This window comes from Microbacterium sp. Root1433D1 (assembly GCF_001426835.1).
GTDB classification, from domain to species: Bacteria; Actinomycetota; Actinomycetes; order Actinomycetales; family Microbacteriaceae; genus Microbacterium; species Microbacterium maritypicum.
Map to the genome: position 1 here is coordinate 177,126 of NZ_LMFN01000004.1, position 19,413 is coordinate 196,538.

At 68.8% G+C, this 19,413-nt stretch carries 22 protein-coding genes; 8 read left to right on the top strand and 14 right to left on the bottom strand.

Annotated elements, in window-relative coordinates:
- Positions 1–17: 17 nt before the first annotated feature.
- The 4 genes from ASD13_RS16535 to ASD13_RS16550 form a co-directional block, all read right to left on the bottom strand.
- Positions 18–2,684 (bottom strand): penicillin acylase family protein, encoded by a 2,667-nt coding sequence (locus ASD13_RS16535; protein ID WP_055871983.1) that lies wholly within the window; start codon positions 2,682–2,684, stop codon positions 18–20.
- Between the two features lie 329 nt (positions 2,685–3,013).
- Positions 3,014–4,459, bottom strand: a complete 1,446-nt coding sequence (argG, locus tag ASD13_RS16540; RefSeq protein WP_055871670.1) for an argininosuccinate synthase — start codon at positions 4,457–4,459, stop codon at positions 3,014–3,016.
- A gap of 62 nt (positions 4,460–4,521) precedes the next feature.
- Complete coding sequence (locus ASD13_RS16545; RefSeq protein ID WP_055871673.1) at positions 4,522–4,938, bottom strand: PIN domain-containing protein; 417 nt, start codon at positions 4,936–4,938, stop codon at positions 4,522–4,524.
- Positions 4,922–5,152 (bottom strand): AbrB/MazE/SpoVT family DNA-binding domain-containing protein, encoded by a 231-nt coding sequence (locus ASD13_RS16550; protein ID WP_031205873.1) that lies wholly within the window; start codon positions 5,150–5,152, stop codon positions 4,922–4,924. The genes ASD13_RS16545 and ASD13_RS16550 overlap by 17 nt, the downstream gene beginning before the upstream one ends.
- Before the next feature lie 84 nt (positions 5,153–5,236).
- Between ASD13_RS16550 and ASD13_RS16555 the strand changes: the two genes are divergently transcribed.
- Together ASD13_RS16555 and ASD13_RS16560 are read left to right on the top strand one after the other, a co-directional pair.
- The gene (locus tag ASD13_RS16555) at positions 5,237–5,722 is read left to right on the top strand and encodes a hypothetical protein (protein ID WP_055871676.1); all 486 of its coding nucleotides are present in this window, start codon (positions 5,237–5,239) and stop codon (positions 5,720–5,722) included.
- Positions 5,723–5,858: 136 nt separating this feature from the next.
- Positions 5,859–6,566: a ZIP family metal transporter gene (locus ASD13_RS16560; RefSeq protein ID WP_055871679.1), complete on the top strand. Its 708-nt coding sequence runs from the start codon at positions 5,859–5,861 to the stop codon at positions 6,564–6,566.
- A gap of 33 nt (positions 6,567–6,599) precedes the next feature.
- Here ASD13_RS16560 and ASD13_RS16565 read toward each other — a convergent pair whose 3' ends face one another.
- Complete coding sequence (locus ASD13_RS16565; RefSeq protein ID WP_055871682.1) at positions 6,600–7,007, bottom strand: pyridoxamine 5'-phosphate oxidase family protein; 408 nt, start codon at positions 7,005–7,007, stop codon at positions 6,600–6,602.
- Positions 7,008–7,210: 203 nt separating this feature from the next.
- Here ASD13_RS16565 and ASD13_RS16570 point away from each other — a divergent pair, with 203 nt between their 5' ends.
- Positions 7,211–8,182 (top strand): alpha/beta hydrolase, encoded by a 972-nt coding sequence (locus ASD13_RS16570; protein ID WP_055871683.1) that lies wholly within the window; start codon positions 7,211–7,213, stop codon positions 8,180–8,182.
- A 70-nt stretch (positions 8,183–8,252) separates the two neighbouring features.
- Positions 8,253–9,248 (top strand): hypothetical protein, encoded by a 996-nt coding sequence (locus tag ASD13_RS16575; protein WP_235562655.1) that lies wholly within the window; start codon positions 8,253–8,255, stop codon positions 9,246–9,248.
- 30 nt (positions 9,249–9,278) lie between these two features.
- Here ASD13_RS16575 and ASD13_RS16580 read toward each other — a convergent pair whose 3' ends face one another.
- Genes ASD13_RS16580 through ASD13_RS16610 form a run of 7 tightly spaced genes read right to left on the bottom strand, consistent with a single transcriptional unit; the run spans position 9,279 to position 15,481 of the window.
- Positions 9,279–10,382, bottom strand: coding sequence for a DUF4064 domain-containing protein (locus tag ASD13_RS16580; protein ID WP_235562657.1), 1,104 nt, complete (start codon positions 10,380–10,382; stop codon positions 9,279–9,281).
- Positions 10,379–11,116 (bottom strand): hypothetical protein, encoded by a 738-nt coding sequence (locus tag ASD13_RS16585; RefSeq protein WP_235562675.1) that lies wholly within the window; start codon positions 11,114–11,116, stop codon positions 10,379–10,381. Before ASD13_RS16585 ends, ASD13_RS16580 begins: the two co-directional genes overlap by 4 nt.
- Before the next feature lie 2 nt (positions 11,117–11,118).
- Positions 11,119–12,171: a VWA domain-containing protein gene (locus ASD13_RS16590; RefSeq protein ID WP_055871697.1), complete on the bottom strand. Its 1,053-nt coding sequence runs from the start codon at positions 12,169–12,171 to the stop codon at positions 11,119–11,121.
- Positions 12,168–13,154 carry a VWA domain-containing protein gene (locus ASD13_RS16595; protein WP_229778768.1) on the bottom strand — a complete coding sequence of 329 codons (987 nt, stop codon included), beginning with the start codon at positions 13,152–13,154 and terminating at the stop codon, positions 12,168–12,170. The genes ASD13_RS16590 and ASD13_RS16595 overlap by 4 nt, the downstream gene beginning before the upstream one ends.
- Entirely contained in the window at positions 13,145–13,636 is a 492-nt protein-coding gene (locus tag ASD13_RS16600; RefSeq protein ID WP_055871703.1) for a hypothetical protein, read from the bottom strand. The genes ASD13_RS16595 and ASD13_RS16600 overlap by 10 nt, the downstream gene beginning before the upstream one ends.
- Positions 13,623–14,510: a DUF58 domain-containing protein gene (locus ASD13_RS16605; RefSeq protein ID WP_055871706.1), complete on the bottom strand. Its 888-nt coding sequence runs from the start codon at positions 14,508–14,510 to the stop codon at positions 13,623–13,625. Before ASD13_RS16605 ends, ASD13_RS16600 begins: the two co-directional genes overlap by 14 nt.
- A 5-nt stretch (positions 14,511–14,515) precedes the next feature.
- Complete coding sequence (locus tag ASD13_RS16610; protein ID WP_055871986.1) at positions 14,516–15,481, bottom strand: AAA family ATPase; 966 nt, start codon at positions 15,479–15,481, stop codon at positions 14,516–14,518.
- 260 nt (positions 15,482–15,741) lie between these two features.
- Between ASD13_RS16610 and ASD13_RS16615 the strand changes: the two genes are divergently transcribed.
- Together ASD13_RS16615 and ASD13_RS16620 are read left to right on the top strand one after the other, a co-directional pair.
- Positions 15,742–16,317 (top strand): RNA polymerase sigma factor, encoded by a 576-nt coding sequence (locus ASD13_RS16615; RefSeq protein ID WP_017829999.1) that lies wholly within the window; start codon positions 15,742–15,744, stop codon positions 16,315–16,317.
- Positions 16,283–17,431, top strand: coding sequence for a CU044_5270 family protein (locus ASD13_RS16620; RefSeq protein ID WP_055871708.1), 1,149 nt, complete (start codon positions 16,283–16,285; stop codon positions 17,429–17,431). The genes ASD13_RS16615 and ASD13_RS16620 overlap by 35 nt, the downstream gene beginning before the upstream one ends.
- A gap of 6 nt (positions 17,432–17,437) precedes the next feature.
- Here the strand turns inward: ASD13_RS16620 and ASD13_RS16625 are convergent, their stop codons facing one another.
- Together ASD13_RS16625 and ASD13_RS16630 are read right to left on the bottom strand one after the other, a co-directional pair.
- On the bottom strand, positions 17,438–17,740 hold the full coding sequence (locus ASD13_RS16625; RefSeq protein ID WP_235562659.1) for a hypothetical protein: 303 nt from the start codon (positions 17,738–17,740) through the stop codon (positions 17,438–17,440).
- Between the two features lie 82 nt (positions 17,741–17,822).
- Positions 17,823–18,134 (bottom strand): putative quinol monooxygenase, encoded by a 312-nt coding sequence (locus tag ASD13_RS16630; RefSeq protein ID WP_055871715.1) that lies wholly within the window; start codon positions 18,132–18,134, stop codon positions 17,823–17,825.
- Between the two features lie 117 nt (positions 18,135–18,251).
- Here ASD13_RS16630 and ASD13_RS16635 point away from each other — a divergent pair, with 117 nt between their 5' ends.
- The gene (locus tag ASD13_RS16635; RefSeq protein WP_017830003.1) at positions 18,252–18,614 is read left to right on the top strand and encodes a winged helix-turn-helix transcriptional regulator; all 363 of its coding nucleotides are present in this window, start codon (positions 18,252–18,254) and stop codon (positions 18,612–18,614) included.
- A gap of 77 nt (positions 18,615–18,691) precedes the next feature.
- Positions 18,692–19,240, top strand: coding sequence for a YbhB/YbcL family Raf kinase inhibitor-like protein (locus ASD13_RS16640; protein WP_055871717.1), 549 nt, complete (start codon positions 18,692–18,694; stop codon positions 19,238–19,240).
- Positions 19,241–19,413 lie beyond the last annotated feature (173 nt).

A 19,413-nucleotide genomic window follows, 5' to 3' on the forward strand; every position in this document is an offset into this window, starting at 1 on the left:
CGTCGCGCGCCCTTCGCTCAGCCGGCCGGAGTCAGCACCAGAGTGTCGACGGCAGCCGCCTTCACCGCCTTCGCCGAGTACGCCCACGGCTTCTGGATGCCTGCTGCCCAGTCCGCCGTCTGATCCGTGTAGTGCTCGTTGTACGCATGGCCGGACGCTCCGGTGAGGTGGTTCCACGTCGACGCGTCGAGATCCGACAGATCGATCACCATGCGCATCGACGGCACGGTGGTGGTCGCGTACGAGACGCCGAGCTCCCACCCGGTCGCATTCACCACGGACGCACCTCCGCCCACCGGGAACGGCCCTCGGTTGAAGAGCGCTTCGATCGGCGCGATGCCCGACGAGCCGAGCGTGTCGCTGGTGAGGGTGATCGCGTGCAGGTCGCCCCAGTTCCAGCGTGAGACGGTGGTTCCCTGCAGCGCCGCGAGCTCGTCGTAGGCCTCTTGCGCCGACAGCGCCAGCATCTGCTCCATCCCGTCGACGTCGATCTGCTCGTTGACCCAGAGCGGGTCGGAGGGATCGGCCAGCATCGCGGAGACGACCGTGAAGAGGCGGGCCTGACCGTCGATGGGGAGGGGCTGGGCGCGCTCGGCGAAGATGTTCTGCACCAGGTTCGACCACAACACGTTCGCATAGGCCGCGGCAGGCGACGATGCCGTGTTCTGGGCGTCCCATCCCTGCAGCAGTTCGACGGCCTCGGTCGGACCGGCGCCGGACACGTCGACGTCGCCCATGACGCTCGCCAGCTGCGTGCCGATCCACATCTCGTTGTCCATCTGGATCTCGCGCATGTCTTCCGCGGTCAGGGGCGCGACGGCCGCCCGCCGTTCGATGAGGTGGGCGATCCGTGCCGCTCGGTAGCCGTAGTCCCAGTCTCGGGAGAGGAAGTACTCGTAGTCGTCGGTCACGATCGCGTTGTTCGCGGTCACGATGTACCCGGAGTTCGGGTTGTACGACACCGGCAGTTCCTCGAACGGGATGAAGCCCGTCCAGTCGTAGCTGCTGTCCCATCCGGGCTGAGGCATCCACCCGTCCCCGGCGCCGCGGATGGGGAGGCGACCGGGCGTCTGGTACCCGATGTTGCCCTCGGTGTCGGCGTAGATGAGGTTCTGGGCCGGCACGTCGAAGAGCGAGGCGGCGTAGCGGAAGTCCTCGAAGTCCTGCGCGGTGGAGAGCGCGAAGATCGCGGTCGCCGCGGTGCCGGGGTCCAGGGCCGTCCACCGGAGGCTCACGGCGTACTCGGCGTCGTCCTCGGAACCGGGGACCGGGGCGGTCGGGGCGGCGGCCTCAGCCTCGAGCGCGGGTTCGGGGTCGCCGGCGATCGCGGTGAAGTCGTCGGTGAGGCCCGAGATGAGGGGCCCGTGCACGGTCGAGCGGATGGTGAGCTCGATGTCGTCACCGCCCGCGACCTTGATCGTCTCGGTGCTCTCTTCGAGGGGTACCAGTGCCCCGTCGCGCCAGTACTGGTCGCCTTCGACGCGCTCGATGTAGAGGTCGGTGACGTCGGTGGTGAGGTTCGTGAACCCCCAGGCCACCTTCTGGTTGTGGCCGATCACGATGCCGGGGAGCCCCGAGAACGAGAAGCCTCCGACGTCGAACGGGCATTCCTCGTCCACCGTCGAGCACTTCAACTGCACCTGGTACCAGACCGAGGGGAGGGATGCTCCGAGGTGCGGGTCGTTCGCGAGCAGGGGCATCCCGGTCTCGGTGAGGGCGCCGGAGACGACCCAGGAGTTCGAGCCGATGCCCTCGCCGACGTCGCCCACCAGAACGCTCGCTGCCTCGATGACGCTCGACGTCTCCTCCCATTCGATGGTCGTGGAGGCCTGCTCGACTTCTCCCTCGGTCTCGGTGGGGGTGAACGCCGCAGGCTCCGCGTCGGTTCCGAGCGTCGGAACGGTCGAGATCTTCGGGACGATCACGGGGTTCTCGTCGAACGGGTAGTCGGGGTAGAGCTTGGCGAGAGTGTCTTCGGTCGCCGTGGGATCCGTGCCCTCGCCATCCGTGCCGCCGCTCAGCTCGGCTGCCAGGAGCGATCGTTCGGTCTCGTCCTCGATGTTGCCGCGGAGGTCCCAGGCCATGGCCTTGAGCCAGGCCACGGAATCCGCGGGCTCCCACGGCTCGGGCACGTAGTCGGGATTCTGCAGGCCGATCACGGCGTACTCGAGCGAAAGCTCGGCGCCCGACCGCGAGGCCAGATAGGCGTTCACGCCATCCGCGTACGCCTCGTAGTAGCTGCGGGTGGTGTCGTCCATCGCCTCGACCTCGGCCTCGGCGACCTTGCGCCAGCCGAGCGTGCGCAGAAAGGCGTCGGTCCCCGCCTGCGACTCCCCGAACATCTCGGCGACGCGGCCGGCGGTGACATGGCGACGGAAGTCCATCTCGAAGAAGCGGTCCTGCGCGTGCACGAACCCCTGAGCGTAGAACAGGTCGTCGGTCGAGTCGGCGGTGATGGTCGGGATGCCGCGGTCGTCGCGCTGCACCGTGACCTCGGCCGTGAGTCCGTCGAGCTCGACGGATCCGTCGGTCTGCGGGAACGAGCGCTGGATCGTCCACGTGACGAAGAACGCCGCAGCCACGGCGATCACGATGATTCCGGCGACCACGAGGAACGCGATGCGTCCGATGCGAACGCCCAGCGAGGGGCGAGAAGGTACGGCGGATTCCTGCGAATCGGTCATCATCGTCGAGAACTCTTTCGGGTAGACAGGTGGAACTCAGTCCCACCGAGCCCCAGTGCGCGTTTCAGGGTCGCGCCTTCGCATCATATCCGCACCGGCGCTCGCCGCGAGGCGTTCGGCGACGGGTGCCCCGCCGGCTCCGTCCGCGCCGTGTGGTGTCACGCGTTGCGCGATGGGGGTGTACCGCGCTCCTGTTCCTGTTCGACGACGTGCTCCCGGGGATCATCGATCGCTCTGCGACGCGGATCGCCGAGGCGAGCAGAGTGGCCTGACGCACGAATGCGCCGACACCCTCAGGGCGTCGGCGCATCCGTCGTTCGTTCGTCGGGTCAGTCGGTGCCGGAGTCGAAGGCCGCGCCCTCGGATGCGGAGTCGACGGCGCCGGCCAGAGTCTCGTCGGCTTCGGAGATCGAACCGGGGACCGAGTCGGTGATCTCACTCGACTCGCCCGCCGTCACGCGGCCGACGAGCTCACCGGTTGCACCTCCGACGAGACCGAGGCCCGCGTACTGCTCGAGGCGTGCGCGCGAGTCGGCGATGTCGAGGTTGCGCATCGTGAGCTGGCCGATGCGGTCGACCGGTCCGAAGGCCGCGTCGCCGACGCGCTCCATCGACAGCTTCTCGGGGCCGTACGAGAGGTTCGGCGAGACGGTGTCGAGGATGGTCCAGTCGTCGCCGCGGCGCAGACGGATCGTGACGGTGCCCGAGATCGTGAGGCCGACCCAGCGCTGGATCGACTCGCGCAGCATGAGCGACTGCGGCTCGAGCCAGCGTCCCTCGTACATGAGGCGACCGAGGCGGCGACCCTGCTCGTGGTACGTCGCGAGGGTGTCTTCGTTCAGGATGCCGTTGACCAGGCGCTCGTAGGCGATGAACAGCAGCGACATGGCCGGAGCCTCGTAGATGCCGCGGGACTTCGCCTCGATGATGCGGTTCTCGATCTGGTCGCTCATGCCGAGGCCGTGGCGTCCGCCGATCGTGTTGGCCTCCATGACCAGGGCCACCGGGTCGCTGTACTCGACGCCGTTGATCGCGACGGGGCGGCCGGCCTCGAAGGTCACGGTGACGTCTTCGGTCTCGATGGCGACGGCCGGGTCCCAGAACTTGACGCCCATGATGGGGTCGACGGTCTCGAGCGATACGTTCAGGTGCTCGAGCGTCTTGGCCTCGTGCGTCGCACCCCAGATGTTGGCGTCGGTCGAGTAGGCCTTCTCGGCGGAGTCACGGTAGGGGAAGTCGCGGGCGACGAGCCAGTCGCTCATCTCCTTGCGGCCGCCGAGTTCGGTGACGAAGTCGGCGTCGAGCCACGGCTTGTAGATGCGCAGGCGCGGGTTGGCGAGCAGGCCGTAGCGGTAGAACCGCTCGATGTCGTTGCCCTTGTAGGTGGAGCCGTCGCCCCAGATGTCGACGCCGTCCTCCTTCATGGCGCGCACCAGCATGGTGCCGGTGACTGCGCGCCCGAGGGGCGTCGTGTTGAAGTAGGTCTTGCCGCCGGAGCGGATGTGGAAGGCGCCGCAGGAGAGGGCGACGAAGCCCTCTTCGACCAGGGCGGTCTTGCAGTCGATCAGCCGCGAGGCCTCGGCGCCGTACTCCAGTGCGCGACCCGGGATCGAAGCGATGTCGTCTTCGTCGTACTGACCGAGGTCGCCGGTGTAGGTGAAGGGCACTGCGCCCTTCTCGCGCATCCAGGCGACGGCGACGGAGGTGTCGAGTCCTCCGGAGAAGGCGATGCCGACGCGCTCGCCGACGGGCAGGGACTGGAGGACCTTGGACATGGCTCCCAGTCTATCCGCGGGCGGCGTGTCGCCCTGTCTCGCATGACAGTGACGAAAGCCCGTCAGGCGAGGAGGACCTCCACCCGCAACGCGGCATACGTGCCCATGGCGCGGCGGTCGCACGTGAGAAGCGTGACGGCGGCATCACGTGCGGCGAGGCCGACGAGTCCGTCGTACACCGATCCTCCTGCGATTCCCGCGTCGGCGAAGGTGGCGATCGCGGCCTCCGCCGACGTCGGCGAGAGCGGTGCGGAAGCGGGGAACGACCGCTCGATGATCTCCTGCGCGCGCCCGGGACTGACGCGCGCGGCGCCCGGCATCCGCGTCAGTACCGAGTACATCTCGACGGAGGCGTGCCCGGCGAGGCCGATGACGCGACCGTGGGTGAGTTGGAGTATGCGTTCGTGTGCCGGATTCTGGTCGTGGACCAGCGCGATCGCGGCGCTGGTGTCGAGGAGGAGATCAGCGCTGATCGGCAAGTCGGAGCTCCCGGATCTCATCCACGGTGAGTGTCGGTCCTCCTGTGATGACCAGACGGCCATCCTTCTCGACGACGTTGTCCGGGGTATCGATCTCGATGCGAATGCCGTTGCCGTCGAGGATGAGATCTACCGGACCGGGGATCAATCCGACGCGCTCGCGAAGCGCGGCCGGAATCACGATCCGGCCTGCCTTGTCCATGGTTGCCCTCATGCCATGACGGTACCATTTGAAAGGCGGATGCGGAGTGCTTCATATCGGCGGCATACGCGCAGGACGCATCGATACAGTGCCCGCATGCAGAGAGCACGGTTGCGTGGACTGTGGTGGTTCGTCGCGGGAGGCGTGATCCTCGCCGTGCTTCTCGTCGCGGCGTTTCAGACCTTCCGCGGGTCGACGCTCGCGCGGCAGGACATGGCGGCGCACCTGTCGTTCCCCGCGACGTATCACGGCTTCGAAGAGGCCTCGGAACTCGCCGGTTTCACACTCAACGATGACGGCACAGCCGAGGTCTCGGCGCTGATGCTCGGCACCGAGGAACGGGAGCTCGACGACGGGCGGGTGTGTCTCGACGGTGACGTGACCCCGGTCGTCGGGAAGGCCAGCTGGCGGACGGACGATGCGGGGTGGGTCGTCATCGAGGCGGGCGACCGGCAGACGCGTCTGAGCCAGGACGATCCGATGCTCATGGGCTGGGGTTGGGGCAAGGTCTATGTCCTGACACCCTGCACCGAGGAGTACACGGCGACGTTCGTCACCCCGAACGCCGACTACTCCGACTGAACGACATCTTCGTGGCGCGCCAGGCGCAGCGGGGAAGGAACTCCCGTCGCCGTCACGCGACACGTCGCCGTCCTCGGCGACGCCAGGGTGGCGGAGTCCCGCAGAAGTGGGAGAGTAGGGCGCACGGAGGTCGGACATGGGTGGAGCGATCCTGTGGGGTCTGGTCGCGGCGGCGCCGCTGTTCGTCGGTGCGGTGCTCGCGCTGCTGCGCACATGGCCGCCGCGCTGGCTCGGCATCGTGCTGGGTTTCGGCGCCGGCGCGCTGATGGCCTCGATCGCCTTCGAACTCTGGGAGGAGGGACTCGACCTCGCCGGTCCCATCCCTCTCGTGATCGGCGTCGCGGCGGGAGCGATCAGCTACTACATCGCCGACCGCATCCTCGACGCCCGAGCCGCGAAGGCCAAGGAGAAGGCGGGCGGAGGCCAGCTCGCCGTGGGGGCGCTGCTCGACGGCATCCCTGAGCAGCTGGTCCTCGGCATCGGGCTCGCATCCGGCGAGCCCGTCAGCATCGCGCTCGTGGTCGCCATCCTGGTCTCGAACCTGCCGGAGTCGATCGGTTCGGCCGCCGACCTGCTCGAAGGCGGCATGGCGAAGTCGCGGGTGCTGCTTCTCTGGGCGGGCGTGGCCGTGATCTGCGCTGTCGCGACGGTTGCGGGATTCGGTCTCGCGAGTGTCACCGGCGACGAGTTCCGTGCGGCGGCGAGCGGCTTCGCTGCCGGGGCGCTGCTGGTGATGCTGGTCGACTCGATGGTCCCCGAGGCGCAGTCCAAGGCCAAGGAGTCGACAGGACTCGCGACCGTGCTGGGCTTCGCGCTCGCCGCGGGGTTGGCTCTCGCGTCGTGAGGGCAGATCCGTGAGCCGAGATCCGGCCGCGGGTCAGTCCTTGCCGCGGAACTGGTCCCGTTTCACACTGCGACCCGTGATGGTGTCGATGTGCAGGCTCAGCGGAAGGCTCCGGTCGTCGCCCGCCCACGGGTGCACGCGAGCGGCGTCGCCCGCGGCGTCGTCGTCCGGCACCCGCGTGAGCGAGCCGTGCATCAGCACGCTCCAGGCCGTGCTGCCGAGGGGGTCGTGGTAGTCGACCTCGAACGCGACCTCCAGCGGCTCGCTGCTCAGGGCGCCCAGCACGCCGTCGGGCGTGGTGCGAAGAAGTAGATCGTGCCCCGAGACGGCGAAGTTCACGGGAAGGATCTGCACTCGTCCCTCATGGACGAAACCGACGCGGCCGATGGTGGTGGTGGTCAGCAACTCGTAGGACTGCTGCTCGTCGAGCACTCGAATCATTTCGCGCACTCCTTCCCTCTGGCGCCAGGCTATCCAGCGCGGCACACGCCCTCAAGGGGTTCTCCTTGCAGGACACTCTGCCCCCGCCATCCGGCGGACTCCGGGCCCCGGATCGGCCCCGGCTGGCGGGTTAGCCTCGAGTGCGGCGTGCGCGAGGCTGGCGGAACGTCGTCGCGATGGCGGCCGAGGACAAAGGAGTTCTGATGACTGACACCACGTTGAGACGACCGCCCTTCGATCCCGAGCTCGAGGCCGCCCTCGCCCTCGTCGGCGACCAGCTGCCGTCGACCTTGACGCCCGAGATGATCCCGCTGATGCGCCAGTCGCCGGTGAGCGGTGAGGAGGAGATCTTCGCCGTGCTCGCCGAGCGGGGCTTCACCCGGCGCGATGTCACGATCGCCGGCCACGGTGGCGACGAGATCGTCGTATCGGTGGTCGAGAAGGAGGGGCGTACGGGCACGGGCCCCGGCTTCTTCCACACCCACGGCGGGGGCATGATCATCGGCAACCGCTGGCTGGGTGTGGCCGGGTTCCTCGAGTGGGCCGAGCGTTTCAACGGAGTGATCGTCACGGTCGAGTACCGGCTCGCCCCCGAGTTCCCCGATCCGTATCCGGTGGAGGACTGCTACGCGGCCCTGCTGTGGACGGCCGAGAACGCCGAGGAGCTCGGCATCGACCTCTCGCGGCTGATGATCGGCGGGGGCAGCGCGGGCGGTGGTCTGGCTGCGGGCACAGCCCTGCTCGCTCGTGACCGCAAGGGGCCTGAGCTGATCGGTCAGCTGCTCATCTACCCGATGCTCGACGACCGCGACGAGTCGGTGTCCACCCATCAGATCGACGGGATCGGGGTCTGGGACCGCGGGTCGAACGTGACGGGGTGGACGGCGCTGCTCGGCGACCGCAAGGGCACCGACGACGTCTCGATCTATGCCGCCCCCGCCCGCGCGACCGACCTGAGTGGCCTGCCGCCCGCGTTCATCGACTGCGGCAGCGCCGAGGTGTTCCGCGACGAGGACGTCGCCTACGCCACGAAGCTCTGGGAGGCCGGGGTGCAGGCCGAGCTGCACGTGTGGGCAGGCGGCTTCCACGGCTTCGACATGTTCGCCCCGCACGCCGCCGTCGCCCAGGCCATGCTCGCCGCGCGCGACAACTGGGTGAACCGCCTGCTCTCCTGAGTCCGGACTCTGCTCTACGGGGCCGTGCGCCGACCCCGTAGGGTGGAATCCCTGCGTGATGGAGCCCGACATGCAAGATCTGCTGGGGCGTCTCACCGCCCTCGACCCGGATGCCAGCGAGACGCTCAAGGTCGTCACGTACTTCGATGCCCTCGTCGCCCGTTCTGTGGGCGTCGAGAGCATGGTGCGAGGCGCGGCGGTGCTGAGCGGCGCGACGGTCGGACAGCGCGACGGTCGACAGATCGTGCGCGTGCGCCCCGATGGGGTGCGTGTGGATCCGCTCGAGCCGTCCCCTGCCTGGCCGGTCAGGGAGAGCGGACCGGATGCCGTCGCCTGGATCGAGCGCGAGGGAGATGCGCACACGAACGACGCGATGATCCTGGAACGGTTGAGCCTCGCGCTCGGCATCATCCGCGCGCGCCGCTCGGTCGGACCCGAGAGCGCTGTCGAGCTCGCCATCAGCTCCTACGCCGGCGCGGAGGAGAGGGCCGCCGCACTGCCGCGGCTCCGACTCGCCGCGAGGTCGCTGCGGCTGGTCGCCTCTCCTCCCGACCCCGCACCGTTGCCGACGCATCCTTCTGCCGTGGTCGCCACCCGGCACGGCCTCACGCGCGCGACGATCCTCGACACTGCGACGGACGCGCCGGATGCCTGGCCGCAGGGCGTGGACCTGCGCCTGGGTCTCGGCATCCCGGGCCCCGGGGATCGTCTTCCCGCGTCGTGGGCGTCGGCGCTCGTGGCGGTGCGGCTGACGAGCCCGGGGGAGCCGGTGGTCGATTCCGCCGACCTCGGGGCGCTGCTGCTCGTCGCCGAGGCAGCCGAGTCGGGCCCCCTCCACCCCGACGCCGCCGCGCTCGCGGCCCTCGACCATCGCAGTCGCGAGCTTCTGGATGCCGTCACCGAGCAGCAGAGCGTGCGCGCGGCTGCCGCGCGGCTCGGGAGGCACCACTCCAGCGTGCAGGAGCGCTTGACCGCGCTCGTGGAGACCCTGGGGTACGACCCGCGCACGTCGCGGGGTCATGCCCGCTACGTGCTGGCCCGGATGCTGTTGACGCTCGGCTCCTGAACCGCGCCCGATCCGGGGCGCTGACGCCGGTCACTCGAAGCCGGGGTAGTCCTGCAGCCTCGTCTGGAACTCCTCGCGATCGGCTTCGCTGAGCACGGCGCTCGCGATCACGGTCAGCTGCAGGCCTTCGAGAGGCTCGCCGGTACGGGCGTTCTGCGCTTCGCGGGCGGCCAGGAATCCGCCGTCCGGATCGTTGGAGAGGTCGTTGATGGTGGCGTAGAAGCGCAGCGGACCGGGGAAGTTCTCGGTGTAGTACTCCCACGTGGTCTGCGTGCGCGGGTCGTCGCTGCCGTAGAGCTTGGCGATCATCGCGGGGTCGATGCCCGACGCGGTCGGATCGTTGAACGAGTACAGAGCCCACAGCCCGTGATCGGTGACGACCTCGCTGATCGCGGCCATCACCTCGAGCTTGCGTTCGTAGTCCTGGATGGGTTCGACGGTCGCCCACGACGCAGAGGTGAACTCGACCAGCATCGACTCCCCGCCGTAGCCGTTGCGCTCGGGTCGAAGGTCTTCGTCGCCCACCTGCACCCAGGTGTAGCCGAACTCCGCGGTCAGCCGCGTGCGGATGTCGGCGAACATCGTCTCCGCCTGCGCGCGCACCTCCTCGAGCGACTCCTGCGAGAGCGTCTTCTGCGGATCGGTGCCCTTGATGGCGGGATAGGCCTCCGCGTGCTTCTGCGCGGCCGTCTTCGTGCCCTCGTAGTTGCCGGAGGCCGAGGTCTGCAGCGCACTCATGCCGCCGACGGTGGCGACGTTGAACAGGACCGTCACGACCAGGGCGATCGCCCCGAGCGTGCGGCCACGTGCCGAGAACAGCGCAGCGACGATCGTGCCGACCACCACGAGCTGCAGTGTGAGCATCGTGACGCCGTAGAGGATGTCGGTGCCGCCGGCGATGAGCGTGCCGAGCAGGATCAGGGCGAACAGGATCGACACGGTGAGGGCGATCCACCCGAGGGCGTTCGCCGGCTTCTTCGGTTCCTCCGGCAGCGCACTGCTCACGACGGTCGGGCTCGGCGTCGATCCGAACGCCTCGCGCCGCGCGCCGCGGTAGCCCCCGGGCGGTGGAACGGGAGGAGCCCCCTCCGTGCCCGCGATGTACCGCGCTCGCTGCCTTTCGTGATCGCTCACCACGGCTTCTCCGTTCCCGAACCGCCCTGGTCGTCGCCCTGTTGCTGATCGCGTTCCTGCGTGCCCTGTTCGAGCTTGTCCTGGAGCCCCTTCAGCTTGTCCTCGGAGGGCTGCTCCTTCTCTCCGGGCTGAGGCTGGGGCTGCTGTTGCTGCTGCTGCTCCTCCTGCTGCTTCTGCTTCAACCGGTCTGCTGTGCCGTCGAGGGAGTCCGCCATGTCACGCTGCGGGTCGGACGACTGCAGCTGGGCTTCCTTGCTGCGGCACGCCTCGGGAGTCTCGATCGTGATCGTGAGCGCCTCGCCGTAGAGCTCGGCCGCGCCCGCGCCGTCGCCGTCTGCGCGGGCGGCATCGCCCATGCGCTCGACGACGAGGGCGAGGTTGATCCGCACCCCGCAGACCTCCAGCCCGGTCGCGAGGTCGAGCGCCTCTTCGAGCTGTGCTCGTGCGTGCGGCAGCTGCTCCGCCGCGCCCAGTGTCGTGCCGATGTTGAACGGCGCCTTGTACGGCTCGAACCAGTTCAGGAAGCCCTGTCCGCGTGCGGATGCCTCCGACCCGGCGAAATCGTCCACCACGTAGGCGGTGATGGCCTGATGCGCGAAGGCGTACATGCTCAGCAGCTTGCCCACGAAGAGGAGCGCCACGAGGGTGAGCGGGATGGTGCCGATCGCGACCCAGCGACGGATGCGTCGGCGACGGCGGTTGGACCGGAGGAGGGCGGCCGCCTCGTTCGGCATGCTCACGAGATGCCTCTCTGGCGTGCGTCGGGCCGCCGCGGTGCGCGCAACCGCCGGAGCCGTGCGATCAGCACCGTGGCGCGCGTGAGCTCCACGCCGAGGATGCCGAGGATGACGAGCGCTGCGATCCAGTACAGCTCGGCGACGTTGCCGACCTCGCCCGAATCGGTGTAATCGGTGGTGGTCGACGGCGCCTCGGGAAGCACGGGCGCGGCATCCGCCGTCCGACGTGCGTACTCGACGTCGAGCTCGTCGGCGATCGCTTCGAGGTTCGCCTCGTCGAGCACCGAGAGCGCGTCGGTGCCCTGGTACTGGATGTAGCCGCCACCCTGATCCGAGACGCCGCCCGTGGTGATGCGCATCGGTCCGCCTTCGGCCGTGCCGTACCCGAACACCGCTCCCGAATCGGTGTACTTCTCACTCGAGCGGAAGGACTCCGGTGGTGTGTCGACCGTCTGCTCCCCGTCGCCGAAGTAGAAGACCATGCGCGAGCGGTCGGGGGAGGATTCTGCCGCCGAGGCGAGGGTCTCCGACAGCAGCGGAGCCGCGATGCCGATGGAGCTCCCTCGGGACTGGCTGGTGACCTCGGGGCGCAGCACTTCGAGCGAGCTCATGAGCGCGGTGGTGTCGGTGGTCAGCGGCATGCGCAGCTGGGCCGCCGCATCCGAGGTGATGAGGGCGAAACGTGCCCCCGGGTACTCCTCGACGAGCGCGCGTACGTCGTCGCGGATGCCGTCGAGCCGCGGTTCGCCGTCGCCCCAGTCCTCGGCCACGATGCTCGCCGTGGTGTCGACGACGAGCACGATGTCGGTGTCCGTCGCGAGGGTCTGGGTGGCACCGCCGGGGATGCCCGGGCGCAGCAGCATCGCGAAGCAGGCGAGCACGAGCAGCAGGCGCAGGGCCCACAGGCCACGATGCCCGGCGAGCGCTCGACGATCGGTGATCGGCACTCCGGCCGACTTCGGCGGACGCACCAGCGCCCAGGCTGCGACGACGGCGACCGGCGCGCACAGCAGCGCGATCAGAAGGGGGTTGAGCACGGGTTGGAAGATCACAGTCGCACCCTCCACAGCACCACGACGAGACCGAGCAGGCAGATCGAGAGCAGCACGATCCACAGGTTCGGGGTGTCGGTCCAGACGACCTGCGCCTCGCCGCGCAGCTCGGTCGCCTCCTGCTCCTGCACCTGGGTGACGATGTCCGAGACAGTCGTCGTGTCGCGCAGGCCGAATGCGGCACCGCCCGTCGCCTCGGCCGCGGCGCTCAGCTCGGCGCTGACGTCGGCATCCTTGCCCTGCACCGGATTCAGCGCGAAGACGCGCACGTTCTTCGAGGCCGCGTAGGCGGCAGCCTCTTCGAGGGTGACGATCGAGGCGCCGTTGACCTCGTTGTCGGTGGCGAAGATGACCGAGCGCGAGCGGTCGTCGTCCGGGTGGTCGAAGCCCATCGCACACGCGGCCAGCCCGTCGCCGATCAGGGAGGCGCCGTCGCCGTTGAGGGTGCCGACCCAGTGCTCCGGGACCCGGTCGACGTAGTCGAAGCTCTGGGTCATGCTCGCCAGGTGCTCGCGCACGAAGTCGTAGTCGTCGGTGAGGGGGAAGATCTGCACCGGCGAGCTGTTGAAGATCGTCAGGCCGATCCGCTCGCCCTCGAAGCTGTCGAGCAGCTCGTCGAAGACGGTCAGCACCTCGACGTCGACCTCGGTCATGGAGCCGGAGACGTCGAGGCACAGCATGATGTCGCGGCTCGTGTCGACGGGCTGCACGGTCTGCGCCGACATCGGCCGTGCGGCCACAACGCCCGCGACGATCGCGGTGGTCGCGCCGAGGGCGAGGATTCCGGAGAGGGCGAGCGCCCGTCGAGCCAGTGCCCGGCGGAAGGAGGGCAGCGTGCGCAGGCGCTCGGCTCGGGCGATGCGCGCCGCGTCCCCACCGCTGGTGCGCCCGCTCCGTCGGAGTCCGACGACGAGGCCGATCGTCAGCGCGATCAGCACGACGGCGACGGCGGCCACCAGCATCCAGATGTTGGCTAGTGCCACGTGCGCACCACCGTCCTGGCCGCATCAGCGCCGGCCACCGGGTCGATCACCGGTCCCTGACGGAAGATGCTCGGGTAGTAGTGCCTGCTCAGTGCGTCGATCAGGGCGGGATGCACGCCGCGCGCCACGAGATCGTCGAGTGCGAGCACCGGAGCCTCCAGGCCGCTGTACTCGTTCACGAAGGCACGGACGACCCGGCTCAGCTCGAGGTTCGCCTGTCGGGCGGAGATGCGGCGTTCGAGGTACTCGGTCTCGATCTGCTGGATGCGCGCCTGGTATTCGGTGCGCAATTGCGAGAGCACGTCGATGATCAGCGGAGCCTGGCCGGCATTCGCGTCGGCGGTCGCCAGCGTGCGGCGCGGGCGGGTGAGCACGATCAGCAGCCAGGCGCCCAGCACCAGCAGAGCAAGGATGCCGATCGCCAGCAGCATCCAGCCCCAGCCGTACTGCACCGGCGGGTAGAGGTCGTCAGAGCCGGGCATTCGACCTCCGGTTCAGCAGCGTCAGCAGCTGGGCGACGGCGTCGTCCTGCCCGTCCAGCGTGGAGTGGCTGATCTCCATGCGGGTGAGGAGCTCGGTGAGGTGCGCGGCATCGGCCTGGCGCTGCGCGGTCAGCTCCTGCACGATCTCGCGGTCGCCCTGCACGAAACCCGGCACCTGCCAGCGGCTGTCGACATCCGAGCGGATGCGTCCGGTGGCGTGGTCCAGCACGGGCTCGGCGTCGCGGAGAGTGAGCCAGAGCACGTCGTGCTGCACGCGCAGTCGGCGCAGCATCCGCTCCGTCTCGCTCGTGACCGGGGCCTCGTCGGTGATCACCACCACGATCATGCGGCGGGCGATCGTGCGTGTGACGAACGACAGCAGTGCGTCACGGTCGCTCGGAGCACTGCTGTCGTCGATGGCCCTGTCGATCGTGCGCAGCGCATGTTCGAGCGCACCCTCGCTGCGGCCGGGCGCGAGCCGGCGCACCTTCGCGGAGTCGCCGTAGACCGTGGTGAAGTCGTCGCCGTGGCGCAGCGTCAGCACCCCGAGCACCCCGGTCGCGAGGATCGCCAGCTCCTTCTTCGACCGCTCGTCGGCGGCGAGGGCCGACATCGAGCGCCCTGTATCGACCACGAACAGCACGGTGTGCATGCGCGTCGCGCGCGAGCGCTTGACCAGGGGCGTTCCCAGTCGCGCGGTCGCCCGCCAGTCGATGTCGCGCACCTGATCGCCGTACTCGTACTTGCGCAGGTCTTCGAAGTCGAGGCTCCGCCCGCGCAGCAACGACGCGTAGGCGCCGTCGAGCGCGTGCAGCGACTTGCGCGTCGAGTGGATGAAGAGCTTGCTCTTCACCTGCGTGATCAGGCTCGGCATGGGGATCAGGGCGTGGGGACCGACGCGAAGATCTGGTCGATGATCTCCTCGCTGCGGACGCCCTCGGCGTCGGCCTCGAACGTCAGCAGCACGCGGTGGCGGAGGACCAGGTGCCGCAGCTCCCGGATGTCTTCGGGCAGCACGTGCGAGCGCCCCTTGAGCAGGGCCAGCGCTCGCGAAGCCTGCAGGAACGCGATGCTCGCACGCGGGCTCGCGCCGTACTTGATGAAGCGGGCCCGCTCCTCGCCGATGTACGGCGCCGGGTTCCGCGTGACGTAGGCGATCGACACGATGTAGTTGCGGATCGCGGGGTCGACGTAGATGCGGCTGGCTACATCCTGCAGCAGGCGCACGTCGTCGAGGCTGACCGCGCTGGCCACGTGCCGGTCGGGGTCGAGCACTCCCGAGTCGATGCGGCTGAGCACCTCGAGTTCTTCGGCGGGGCTCGGATACTCGACGATCTCCTTGAGCAGGAAGCGGTCCATCTGCGCCTCGGGCAGCTCGTATGTGCCCTCCTGCTCGATCGGGTTCTGCGTCGCGATCACGAGGAACGGCTTCGGCAGGTGGTGGATCTCCCCGCCGATCGTGGTCTGATGCTCCTGCATCGCCTCGAGCATGGCGCTCTGGGTCTTGGCGCTGGAGCGGTTGATCTCGTCGAGCAGCACGAAGTTCGCGTGCACGGGGCCGAGCACGGTGCGGAAGGATCCGGTCGCCGCGTCATAGATCTGGTTGCCCGTGATGTCGCTGGGCAGCAGGTCGGGCGTGCACTGGATGCGCTTGAACTGCGCCTTCACCGTGTCGGCGAGGGTGCTGGCGGCGGTGGTCTTCGCCAGCCCCGGCACGCTCTCGAGCAGGATGTGGCCGCCGGCGATGAGCGAGACGAGCAGGCTCGTGCGCAACCGGTCCTGGCCGACCATCTTCGCGGAGTACGAGGCGGAGATGATCCGCAGCACCTCGGAGGCCCTGGCCATCTCGGCGTCGGTCGGAGCGCCGTTCGTCGCGGTGGGCGGGGCTGCCGGCGCTGGGGCCTGCGCAGGGGCGGGCGGAGGCGGCGGTGCCGCGGGCTGCGGGGCTGCGGCGTTCAGATCGTGCATGCTCTCTCCTCCTGGGGAGCACGGTGCTTCTCCCCCCAGGCCAGGGTAGTCGCCGCATCCGGGAGGACACTCCGCCAGAATTGCCGTGAACCTGATCGAAGGAATCGAGCAATACGGATGTGAGCCCCGATAACGAGGTGATTGAGCGCTCGATCCGCGAACCGGCGGTGTTCGAGTCGCTCTACAGTCGTCATGCGACGTCCGTGTACCGCTACGCGGCGCAGCGCCTCGGCGACCATGCCGCCGAGGACGTGATGGCGGAGACGTTCCTGGTGGCCTTCGAGCGACGCTCGGCGTACGACGTCACGGTGCAGAACGCCCGGCCGTGGCTGCTGGGCATCGCGACGCGGCTCATGCGCAAGCACGTGCGCCTGGAGGCCACCGCGTGGAAAGGGGTGTCTGCAGACCTTGCGGCCCAGATCGTCCCGGACTTCATCGAGCAGGCGGGCGCGCGTATCGACGCCCAGCGGCTGGCTCGACGGCTGAAGAAGGCGCTTCGCCGGCTCTCGAAAGCTGACCGCGACACTCTGCTGCTCTACGCCTGGGGCGACCTCGATTACGCATCGATCGCGCTCGCGATGCAGGTGCCGATCGGCACGGTGCGTTCACGGCTCAACAGGGCACGGCGGCATCTGCGCCGTGCCGCCGGAATCCCCGCCAACGAACAGGAGAAGGATCATGGACGAGTTGACACTGCTCCGCAGCACACGTGATCTGACCCGCGAGCCGAGCCGCGAGGCGCTGATGCGCGGGCGTGCCGCGCTCGTCTCCCAGATCGACGGTGAGCTTCCGGTGGCGCTCTTCGCAGAGGTGGGCGAGCAGACCGCGTTCACTCCTCTGAAGACCCGTCGCCGTCGTCGCACCGTCGCCTGGGCGGGATTCTCCGTGCTCGGTGCGGCGAGCGTGGTCGTCGCCCTCGTGGCCACCAATGTGCTGGGCGTCGCCGGGTGGAACGGGGGCGCCGAGCCCGCGGCCGCGAGTGCGCTTCGTTCGGCTGCGGCCGCCGCGATCCAGGTCAGCGACCCCGTCGTAGGCCCTGGGCAGTATCTGTTCGTCCGAACCGACGGCGTGTACGCCGGTGTGGGGTCCCTCGAGGAGGACGCGGACCGGATCAGAGCAGAGGGCGGTGATGTTCAGCCCTCCGACGAAGTGGCCATCCTGGCCTCCACCCGCGGCGAGCTCTACGTGCCCGCCGATCGCAGCGACGCGTGGGTGTGGATCACGTGCACGTCGCAGCCCTCGCAGACCTTCGGACCCCGATCGGAACGGTACGCGCAGGAATATGCCGACGCCATGAACACCTACGACCTCGACGTCATCCGCCGATTCCCCGGGGGCATCACGCCGGGTGGCGGCAGCTTCGGAGGCTACGCCGAGGGGGTAACGACGAGCATCGACTACGACGCTCTCCCTCGAGAGCCGCGCCCGCTTCTCGACAGGATCTACGAGCTGAACGGAAACTCGGGGCAGTCGCGCGATGGTCAGGCGCTCGAGTGGATCATCAGCACGCTTCAGTGGGGCATCGTGCCGGCCGACTTCCGCGCGGCCCTCTACAAAGCCGCAGCGGAGATCCCGGGCGTGGAGATCACGGACGATCAGGCCACGCTCGACGGCTCCACGGGCATCGCGATCGGCCGCCTCGAGACGGCCTCCAACACGCGCCAGGAGTTCATCATCGACCCCGAAACGGGGCAGTACATCGGCGAACGACGAGTGACCCTCGACGGGTACGCCGGCATCCCTCCGGGGACGGTCACCGGCTGGACGGCCGTGACCACCAGCGTCGTCGCGTCCGCACCGACGGATGCCGCGTCGTGCGACGGCTAGGTGCCGTCACTGGCCGAATATCGCCGAGGTGGCCGCGATCCAGCCGAAGGTGAGGGCGAGGAGCGTCAGGATGATCCAGATGCTCATAGCGATCGCGTTGAGCGTGATCCCCCACACCGCCTGCGTGCGTGCACGGGGCTCTCCTCGCAGCGACACGATCCCGAGGATGAGCCCGACGGCGGGCGCGAAGAAGGTCCACCCGGCGAACACGGAGCAGATTCCGAGCACGAGGCTGGCGGTGCCCTTCGCGGTCGACATTGCGGGATCTGACGGCGTGGCTGTGGCTGACGCGGAGACGGTGGTTGACATGACATCCACGCTATGGCGGGGGCCTGTCGACGGGCATCCGTCGGAAGTACCCGGCTCGTACTCCCAGCGGATGATTGTGCGACTACTCCGAGCGTCGGTCGAGGAACAGCAGTTCGAGCGGTGAGGCGAGCAGCGCATCGACCCCCTTCGCGAACGCCTGGAAGTGCGGTGTGGCGAAGTGGGTGTCGAGCGCGGCCTGGTCGTCGAACGCCTCGCGCATGTAGAACGTCCCGGGCTCGCTGCGCGATTCGAACAGCACATAGTCCTGGTTGCCGGGCTCCGCCCTGGTCGGCTCGATCAGCCGCTGCAGGGCCGCGAGCAGTTCGTCTCGGCGGTCGGGAAGCGCGCGCAGGATCGCGAGGCTGTACAGCGGGTCTGACGATCGTGAGGCCATGGTGGGGTCCTTCTTTCGGGGATGTCGAGTGCGACGGGACCGCCGCGCTCCCATTACTACTCGAAAGGGAGCAGTTACCCGCAAGGAGTGCTGGTAACTTTCGGATACCATGAGGGGATGACCACCCTCAGCACCTGCGCCGCCGGCAGGCCCCACGATGTCTACGACGCTCAGTGCCCGTGCCGCGGGATCCTCGATCTGCTCGCCGACAAGTGGAGCGCACTCATCCTCGGCGCGCTCGAGGACGGACCGATGAGGTTCGGTGAGCTCAAGCGCAAGCTCGAGGGGATCAGCCCGAAGGTCCTGACCTCGTGCCTTCGACGGCTGGAAGACCGCGACCTCGTCGCCCGCGAGATCTTCGCCGAGGTGCCGGCCCGCGTCGAGTACTCGCTGACCGGCCTCGGCGCCGATGCGGCGAAGCCGCTGCAGAGCCTTCGCGACTGGGTCGAGTCGAACATCCAGCGCTTCCCCGACATCTGAGAGCGCACCAGGGTGGTTACCTGAGGGTGACCTGCACCCCTTGCGGGAAACCACGTGCCCGTCGGTACCGTCCTCGCATGACAGATCAGACACAGGCGAACAACGATCCCTACTACGCACTGCCGGAGGTGCCGGGCTTCGAGCTGCGCAGCTCCACCGTCGGCGACAGAACCCCCTTCGCGCCGGCACAGTACTCCGGGGTGTTCGGCGTCCCCGACGGGCAGGACATCTCTCCCGAACTCACCTGGTCGGGTTTCCCTGATGAGACCCGGAGCTTCATCGTCACGGTCTTCGACCCGGATGCCCCCACCGGATCGGGGTTCTGGCATTGGGCCGTCGGGAACATCCCCGTGAGCACGACCCATCTCGTCGAGAACGCCGGATCCGAGACGCAGGAGCTGCTGCCTGCGGGTGCCGTCGCGTTCCCGAACGACGCCGGGCTCGCACGCTACATCGGTGCCGCGCCGCCCGCCGGATCGGGCGTGCACCGGTACTACATCACCGTGAGTGCACTGGATGTCGCGCGGCTCGAGCTGGATGCGGGTGCATCCCCGGCGTTCCTGGGCTTCAACGCCGGCCCGCACACGATCGCGCGGGCCACGCTCGTCGCCTACGCGGGGGAGTAGACACCGGGTGTGGAGTGCGGACCCCCGGTCGGGTCCGCACTCCGAGTCCTCGCCTCCGGTCCCGGTGGCCGACCCTGCTAACGTCGAAGAGCAGCCGCTTTCCGGGCAGGTCGAGCATTCCGCTCCCACCGGGACAGAACTGTTCCTCGCTCGGATGCGGCCGTGCCGATACA

Bases quoted from the DNA above. Each gene is read 5' to 3' on its own strand.
- ASD13_RS16535 (WP_055871983.1), bottom strand. From the start codon at position 2,684: ATGACCGATTCGCAGGAATCCGCCGTACCTTCTCGCCCCTCGCTGGGC.
- argG (WP_055871670.1), bottom strand. From the start codon at position 4,459: ATGTCCAAGGTCCTCCAGTCCCTGCCCGTCGGCGAGCGCGTCGGCATC.
- ASD13_RS16550 (WP_031205873.1), bottom strand. From the start codon at position 5,152: ATGAGGGCAACCATGGACAAGGCAGGCCGGATCGTGATTCCGGCCGCG.
- ASD13_RS16555 (WP_055871676.1), top strand. From the start codon at position 5,237: ATGCAGAGAGCACGGTTGCGTGGACTGTGGTGGTTCGTCGCGGGAGGC.
- ASD13_RS16560 (WP_055871679.1), top strand. From the start codon at position 5,859: ATGGGTGGAGCGATCCTGTGGGGTCTGGTCGCGGCGGCGCCGCTGTTC.
- ASD13_RS16565 (WP_055871682.1), bottom strand. From the start codon at position 7,007: ATGATTCGAGTGCTCGACGAGCAGCAGTCCTACGAGTTGCTGACCACC.
- ASD13_RS16570 (WP_055871683.1), top strand. From the start codon at position 7,211: ATGACTGACACCACGTTGAGACGACCGCCCTTCGATCCCGAGCTCGAG.
- ASD13_RS16575 (WP_235562655.1), top strand. From the start codon at position 8,253: ATGCAAGATCTGCTGGGGCGTCTCACCGCCCTCGACCCGGATGCCAGC.
- ASD13_RS16585 (WP_235562675.1), bottom strand. From the start codon at position 11,116: ATGCCGAACGAGGCGGCCGCCCTCCTCCGGTCCAACCGCCGTCGCCGA.
- ASD13_RS16600 (WP_055871703.1), bottom strand. From the start codon at position 13,636: ATGCCCGGCTCTGACGACCTCTACCCGCCGGTGCAGTACGGCTGGGGC.
- ASD13_RS16605 (WP_055871706.1), bottom strand. From the start codon at position 14,510: ATGCCGAGCCTGATCACGCAGGTGAAGAGCAAGCTCTTCATCCACTCG.
- ASD13_RS16610 (WP_055871986.1), bottom strand. From the start codon at position 15,481: ATGGCCAGGGCCTCCGAGGTGCTGCGGATCATCTCCGCCTCGTACTCC.
- ASD13_RS16620 (WP_055871708.1), top strand. From the start codon at position 16,283: ATGGACGAGTTGACACTGCTCCGCAGCACACGTGATCTGACCCGCGAG.
- ASD13_RS16625 (WP_235562659.1), bottom strand. From the start codon at position 17,740: ATGTCAACCACCGTCTCCGCGTCAGCCACAGCCACGCCGTCAGATCCC.
- ASD13_RS16630 (WP_055871715.1), bottom strand. From the start codon at position 18,134: ATGGCCTCACGATCGTCAGACCCGCTGTACAGCCTCGCGATCCTGCGC.
- ASD13_RS16635 (WP_017830003.1), top strand. From the start codon at position 18,252: ATGACCACCCTCAGCACCTGCGCCGCCGGCAGGCCCCACGATGTCTAC.
- ASD13_RS16640 (WP_055871717.1), top strand. From the start codon at position 18,692: ATGACAGATCAGACACAGGCGAACAACGATCCCTACTACGCACTGCCG.